Here is a 5,943-nt window from a genome sequence, read left to right on the forward strand (position 1 = left end):
CGGCAGCAGGGCGTGCTCGGCGCGGCTCTCGGCGATGCGCTTCGCGGCGAGGTCGCGGGCCCTGGCTCGGTCGTTGCCGGTGAGCCGGGCGAGGATCGCCGCGAGCGGCCTGACCTTGCCGTAGCCGCCCCAGTGGCCCTCGGGGATCTCGGTGGGGAACACCCAGATCCGGCCGGGGTCGCGGGGCCAGGCGCCGTCCTCGGCGTCCAGGATCGCCTCGGTGACGTCGGCGATGACGCCCGCGCGCTTGCGGGCGTCGAGCTGGCCCTCGGGCACCGACGGGACGACCTTGTAGCGCGGCGCGTCCGCGACCTCGCCGCCGACGTAGACGGCGGCGGGCCGGTGGAGGAAGAGCCAGGACACCGAGCGGGTGACCGGGTCGGCGGGGTCGAAGCCCTCGTGGCGGATCAGGATCTCGGTGATGCGGTTGAGCAGGGCTGCTTCCGCCTCCGGTCGCAGGGCGCCGTCGGGGATGTGGACGTCGAGCATCGGCATGGCCGTCGCCTCCTGGATTTAATTTCTCAACTCAGGTGGCTCGGAGCCTAGCCCGGGCTGAGTACGGATTGTCAACCCAGGTGGGTCGGACGGTTTAGGATCGACCCATGGCGGAGCAGCGGCGGCGGATCGACCCGGTGAACTGTTCGATGGGGCGCGCCCTCGCGGCGGTCGGCGAGCGCTGGTCGCTGCTGATCGTGCGGGAGGCCCTGGACGGCGTCGGCCGCTTCGGGGAGTTCCGCGCCCGGCTCGGCATCGCCAGCAACCTGCTGTCCACCCGGCTCGACGGCCTCGTCGCCGCGGGCGTGCTGCGCCGCGTGCCGTACCAGGAGCCCGGCGACCGGCAGCGCTTCGAGTACCGCCTCACCGACAAGGGCAGGGACCTGCGGCCCACCGTGATCGCCCTGCTGGAGTGGGGCGACAAGTACCTCGCCGACGAGGAGGGCCCGTCGGTCGTCGTCCGGCACGGCGGCGGCGAGGAGCACGGCTGCGACGAACCGGTCACCCTCGTGCTGGAATGCGCGGGCGGCCACACCCACCTGTCCCCGGACTCCGTCTACCGCAGCCCGGGACCGGGCGCCCGCTTCCTGCCGTCCTGATCGGCCGGGCCGCCGCTACGGCCCCAGCAGGTGGTCCAGAACCCGGCCGAAGACCAGGCGCCCGGACCGCGCCAGGACCGGATCGAGCAGCGCGTCGAGCCTCCGGGGCAGGCCGGCGACCGTCAGCTCCTCCGTCCAGACCGCCGCGCTGCCGCCGCCCACCGCCCGGACCCGCAGCTCGGCCCAGCCGTGCACCGGGCGGCCGCGCTTGACCAGCCGGCAGCGCCCGTCCCGGCCGGGGCCGGGGGCGACCAGCTCGGTGAGCTCCATCGGGTCGTCGAAACCGAACGGCCCGAGGGCCGTCCGGGCCAGGACGACGTCGCCCGCCTCCCGGCCGGTGCCCCGGACCACGCGGACCCGGGTGAACGGCACCCGGTCACCGTGCCGGGGCCAGGCCGTCAGCCGCTCCCAGCACTCGGCGGGCGGCAGCGGCGTACGGCGGATCAGGACGAAGCGGGCCACGGTCGCCACCCTAGGCCCTCTCGAAGCCGCCCGGCGGTCCTAGCGGCGCCGCGGCAGGCCCCCCAGCAGGCCCGCCACCGCCGTCAGGTCGCCGTCCCCGTCGAGCAGCACCACCAGCGGCGGGTGCGCCGGTGCTCCCAGCCGGGCGATCCCGCACGCGGTGGCCCCGAGCCCCGGCGGGGCGACCAGGGCGACCGGCGCGCGGGACTCCAGCAGCGGGCCGAGCACCGGGCGGTACGCCGCCGGGGGCGGGTCGTCCCCGGCGGGGCGCAGCACCCCGAGGGCCTGCGGGCCGGGCCAGCCGCGCGCGGCGCCGGGGTAGAGCGTGTGCGGGGCGTCGGACGGGGGCAGCAGCAGGACCCAGCCCGCGCCCGGGTGGGCGGCCCGGCGCAGCACGTCCAGGCGCACCGCCGGGGCGGCCGGCTCGATGCCCTCGGCGGCGCCGGCCGCCGGCTCGCCCAGCCGGGGCGCCGGCTGTTCGGCCAGGGTGGAGCGCAGCACCTCGGTGGTGCCCAGCCCGCTCGGCAGGTCGGGGAAGCTGCGCAGCAGGTGGGCGCTCTGGTCGAGGAGTTCGGCGGCGTCCCGGTCGGCGAGCAGGGCGCGGTCGTGGGTGGTGGTGAGGACCAGCCCGCCGGTGGCGTCATAGTGGGCGGCGAGCGTGATCGGGTACGAGGTGAGGGTGCCGGCTGGGGCCGGGCTCTCCACGTGGATGCCGTGCGCGGCCAGGTCCGTCTCCAGCCGCAGGTGGTGCGCCGCGGCGGGCTGGTGCTCCAGCACGACCAGGCTGTTCGGCCGCTGCCCGCGCGCGCCGGGCGTCCAGCGGTGGGCCTGGCCGGGGGAGACCCACTCGTACGCGGCGAGGTCGAGCACCCCGTCGCGCAGCGCCGCGAGCAGCTGCGGCACGGTGGTGCCCGGCTGCACCCGGACGGAGATCGGCAGCGGGTTGCGCAGGGCGCCGGGCAGCCGCTCGATGCCGTCCAGCGGGATGCCCCGGCCGGAGACCGTCACCGCGAAGCCGACCCGCACCGCGCGGGCCGGGCGGCGGGGCCGGTCCGTCTGCTCGGCGCGGTACAGCAGCAGCGCCCAGGCCGCCTGGAGGGCGCTGCTCTCGCCCGCGCCCCAGGCGGCCGCCCAGCCGCGCAGCCGCACCGCCTCGTACGGGGTGAGCCGGCGCCGGGCCCGGCCGCTGCCGCGCCTGCGCGGGTCGGGGGCGAGCGGCAGGACGGCGGTGGCGGGGGGCCGGGTGGACCAGAACTGCCGTGCCGCGTCGGTGCTCTGGCCGGCCAGCCAGCGGGCGTGGTCGCGCAGGTCGGGGCGGCGCTGGCCGCCGGCCAGCACGCCGCCGGTCAGGTAGGCGCGGTAGAAGGACTGGAGCAGCAGCCGTACGCTCCAGCCGTCCAGCATCGCGTGGTGGTAGGTGAGCAGGACCCGGGTGGCGGGCCCCTCCCCGGTCTCCGGCGGGGCGTCGACCAGGGTGGCGCGCAGCAGGGCGGGTCGGCGCAGGTCGAAGCCGCGCCGGCGGTCGGCGGCGAGCAGGTCCTCCCAGTCGGCGGCGCCGTGGCGGTGCCGGGTCACCTCCGGGACGGCGTGCTCGTGCAGCACCATCCACGGGTCGTCGGGGCCGTGCTCGTCCCAGTCGAAGGCCGCGCGCAGCACCGTCTCGTGGTCGAAGACGGACTGCCAGGCCGCGGTGAAGCGCTCGGTGTCCAGCGGTCCGTGCCAGTTCCAGGACAGCTGCTCCACGTGCCGTCCGCCGGGCTCGGACTCGCCGATCACCTGGCGGAGCAGCTCCCGCTGGAGGGCGCTGGTCGGCACGGTGACCGGCTCCGGCGGGTGCGCCAGCGCTTCGCGCAGCTCCTCCAGCACCCCGGCGGCGCGGGCGAGCGGGCCCTGGGCGACGCCGACGAACAGCCGGCCGCGGTCCGGTTCGCCGGCCCCGGCGGCGTGGCGCACGCCGTCCCCGGCGGCGTCGACCGCGTCCTCGACCAGGACCGCCCGCAGCCGGGGACCGCCGGCCAGGCTGCGCCCCAGCTCCACCAGCACCCGGTCGAGCCCGTCCGGGCCGTCCACCGTCCGCTGCCAGAGCAGGTCCGCCGCGGGCCCGGCGGGCCCGGCGGGCTCCTCGGGCTCCTCGGCGACGACGCTGCGCAGTGCGGCGCGCAGTGCCTCCGGCGGGTATCTCCGGTGCAGCTCGACCAGGACGAACTCCGGGGCCAGGACGGGCCGTTCGGCGGCCCGCCGGGGCCGGGGGGCGGCGCCGGCCGGCGCGGCGCGCACCGCCCCGGCGTCCAGCGGTCCGGCGTCCATGGGTCCGGCGTCCAGGGGTCCGGGCGGACGGCCGGCGGGCAGGCAGGGCTCGGGCGCGGGAGCGCCGGCCACCAGCAAGGTGACGGGCGCGCTGGAGAACTGACGGTTCGTCATGGCTGATCAGCGGGCACCGGAGCCCTCATCCTTCCCGTGGCCGGCCGGGATCGCGCCGGGGTTACTGGGTGGCGAGCCCGCCGCAGACGTTCAGCGCCTGGGCGGTGATGCTGGCCGCGGTGGGGCTGGTGAGGTAGCCGGCCAGCGAGGCGACCTCCTCGGGCGTGGTGTAGCGGCCGAGCGGGATGTGCTGCTGGAAGTGCTGGTGGATGGTCTCGGGAGTGGTGTTGTAGGCGGTCGCGTACTCGTGGTGGATCCTGGCGGTGTGCGGGGTCTGGACGTACCCCGGGCAGATGGCGTTGACGGTGGTGCCGGTCGGCGCCAGCTCCTTGGCCAGCGCCCGGGTGAAGCCGATCACGGCGTGCTTGCTCGCGGTGTACGGGGCGCCCAGGGTGACGGCCTGCTTCCCGGCGGTGGACGCGATGTTGATGATCCGCGGGTGGGCGGTGCTGGTGATGTGGCCGTGCCGGAGGGTCTCCCGGGTGACCAGGAAGACCGCGTTCAGATTGGTGTCGATGACGTCGTACCAGAGGTCGTCGGTGGTGGTCGCGGTCGGCCCGCCGCCGGTGCGCCCGGCGTTGTTGACCAGGACGGTGATCGGGCCGTACTGGGCCACCGCGTGCCGGATCAGCTCGCCGACCTGGGCGGGGTCGCGGACGTCGCAGGTGAGGCCGTCGGCCTGGTGGCCCTCGCCGCGCAGGGTGGCGAGGGCCTGGTCGATGTCCCGGGCGGTGCGGGCACAGATGAAGACACGGTGGCCGCGGCTGCCGAGTTCGCGGGCGATGGCGAGGCCGATGCCGCGGGTACCGCCGGTGATCAGGGCGAGGGGTTTCTCGGGTGCGGTGGTCATGACGCGTCCTGTGGGTGAGGGCTGGGAGCTGGGAGAGGTCGGCGGGGACGGCCGTCCGGACGGGGCTCAGGCCGAGTACAGGTTGTAGGTGGTCGGGTGGGCCGTGGTGGGCGTGTTGAGGGTGGGGTCCAGGGTGAGGATCGCGTGCTGGAGGTGCTGGAGGTGCGGGGAGGGCTGGATGCCGAGCTCGGTGGTCAGCCGGTGCCGCAGGTGGTGGTAGGTGGTCAGGGCGCTGGTCTGCCGGCCGGCCCGGTAGAGCGCGACCATGGCCTGGGCGTGCAGGCCCTCGTGGTGCGGGTGCTGGTGGGTCAGGTGGGTGAGCTCGGGGATCAGCTCGTTGTGCCGGCCGAGCCGCAGGTCGGTGTCGATGCGGCGCTCCAGGGTGATCAGCCGGCTCTCCTCCAGGCGCATGATCTCGATGGTGAGGATCGGCCCGGGCCGGACGTCGACCAGGGCGGGGCCGTGCCAGAGCGCGAGGGCCTGGCGGAACTGGGTGGCGGCCTGGTGGTCCTGGCCGTGGTTGAAGGCGTGCTGGCCCTGGGTGGTCAGCAGGTTGTAGGTGTGGACGTCCAGGTTGTCCGGGTGGGTGGTGAGCTGGTAGCCGCCGTGCCGGGTGGTGAGGATGTCCTTGGCGGTGGCGTGCGGGGTCGGCCCGAGGGCCTGGGTGATCCGGCGGCGCAGCTGCAGGATGTACGTCTGCATCGTGGTGAGCGCCTGTCTTGGCGGGTCGTCGCCCCAGATCTCCTCGATCAGGGTGGCCGTGGGCAGGATCCGGTTCGGGTAGAGCGCGAGGAGGGCGAGGATCTGGCGCTGCTTGGCGGCGGTGGGGACGACGGAGATGCCGTTGAGGTCGGCGGTGAGGGGGCCGAGGACCCTGAGGTGCATGGCGGTTCTCCTCTCGTGCGGGTGAGTGGGGCTCGGAGGCTCGTGAGCCCGTGGATTCGTGAGGCTGTGGACCCGTGGACTGGTGAGTCCGGTGAACGGTGCCCCGCTGGTGCGGAAGTGTGTTCGAAACGGGGGGATGGTGGGGTGGATGCGTCGCACCCTAGCGGCGCCAAGGAGGGGCGGCCGGATTCCTCAAGTGCCCGTCGAGCGGGGTTCCGGGCGCTCTGGTGG

6 protein-coding genes are annotated in these 5,943 nt (G+C 75.6%); 1 reads left to right on the forward strand and 5 read right to left on the reverse strand.

Annotated features, from left to right (window positions below; all coding sequences use genetic code 11):
* On the reverse strand, positions 1 to 495 hold a 495-nt coding region (locus tag ACFU6K_RS28855), incomplete at its 3' end, for a hypothetical protein (RefSeq protein ID WP_380667883.1).
* A 107-nt stretch (positions 496 to 602) separates the two neighbouring features.
* On the opposite strand from ACFU6K_RS28855, the gene ACFU6K_RS28860 reads away from it, so the two are divergent.
* Entirely contained in the window at positions 603 to 1,094 is a 492-nt protein-coding gene (locus tag ACFU6K_RS28860) for a winged helix-turn-helix transcriptional regulator (protein ID WP_380667885.1), read from the forward strand.
* A gap of 15 nt (positions 1,095 to 1,109) precedes the next feature.
* Here ACFU6K_RS28860 and ACFU6K_RS28865 read toward each other — a convergent pair whose 3' ends face one another.
* From ACFU6K_RS28865 to ACFU6K_RS28880, 4 genes are all read right to left on the reverse strand, one after another.
* Complete coding sequence (locus ACFU6K_RS28865) at positions 1,110 to 1,556, reverse strand: SRPBCC family protein (protein WP_380667887.1); 447 nt, start codon at positions 1,554 to 1,556, stop codon at positions 1,110 to 1,112.
* Between the two features lie 39 nt (positions 1,557 to 1,595).
* Positions 1,596 to 3,977: a condensation domain-containing protein gene (locus ACFU6K_RS28870; RefSeq protein WP_380667889.1), complete on the reverse strand. Its 2,382-nt coding sequence runs from the start codon at positions 3,975 to 3,977 to the stop codon at positions 1,596 to 1,598.
* A gap of 61 nt (positions 3,978 to 4,038) precedes the next feature.
* Positions 4,039 to 4,827, reverse strand: coding sequence for an SDR family NAD(P)-dependent oxidoreductase (locus ACFU6K_RS28875; protein WP_380667891.1), 789 nt, complete (start codon positions 4,825 to 4,827; stop codon positions 4,039 to 4,041).
* 66 nt (positions 4,828 to 4,893) lie between these two features.
* A complete protein-coding gene (locus ACFU6K_RS28880; RefSeq protein ID WP_049653285.1) occupies positions 4,894 to 5,712 on the reverse strand; it encodes an AfsR/SARP family transcriptional regulator in 819 nt (272 codons plus the stop codon).
* Positions 5,713 to 5,943: the final 231 nt, after the last annotated feature.

Origin of the sequence: Kitasatospora sp. NPDC057512 (genome assembly GCF_042802135.1) — a bacterium.
GTDB lineage: Bacteria > Actinomycetota > Actinomycetes > Streptomycetales > Streptomycetaceae > Kitasatospora.

What these genes read in the sequence shown, in the direction of transcription:
- ACFU6K_RS28860 (WP_380667885.1), top strand. Translation starts at nt 603, where the DNA reads ATGGCGGAGCAGCGGCGGCGGATCGACCCGGTGAACTGTTCGATGGGG.
- ACFU6K_RS28870 (WP_380667889.1), bottom strand. Translation starts at nt 3,977, where the DNA reads ATGACGAACCGTCAGTTCTCCAGCGCGCCCGTCACCTTGCTGGTGGCC.
- ACFU6K_RS28875 (WP_380667891.1), bottom strand. Translation starts at nt 4,827, where the DNA reads ATGACCACCGCACCCGAGAAACCCCTCGCCCTGATCACCGGCGGTACC.
- ACFU6K_RS28880 (WP_049653285.1), bottom strand. Translation starts at nt 5,712, where the DNA reads ATGCACCTCAGGGTCCTCGGCCCCCTCACCGCCGACCTCAACGGCATC.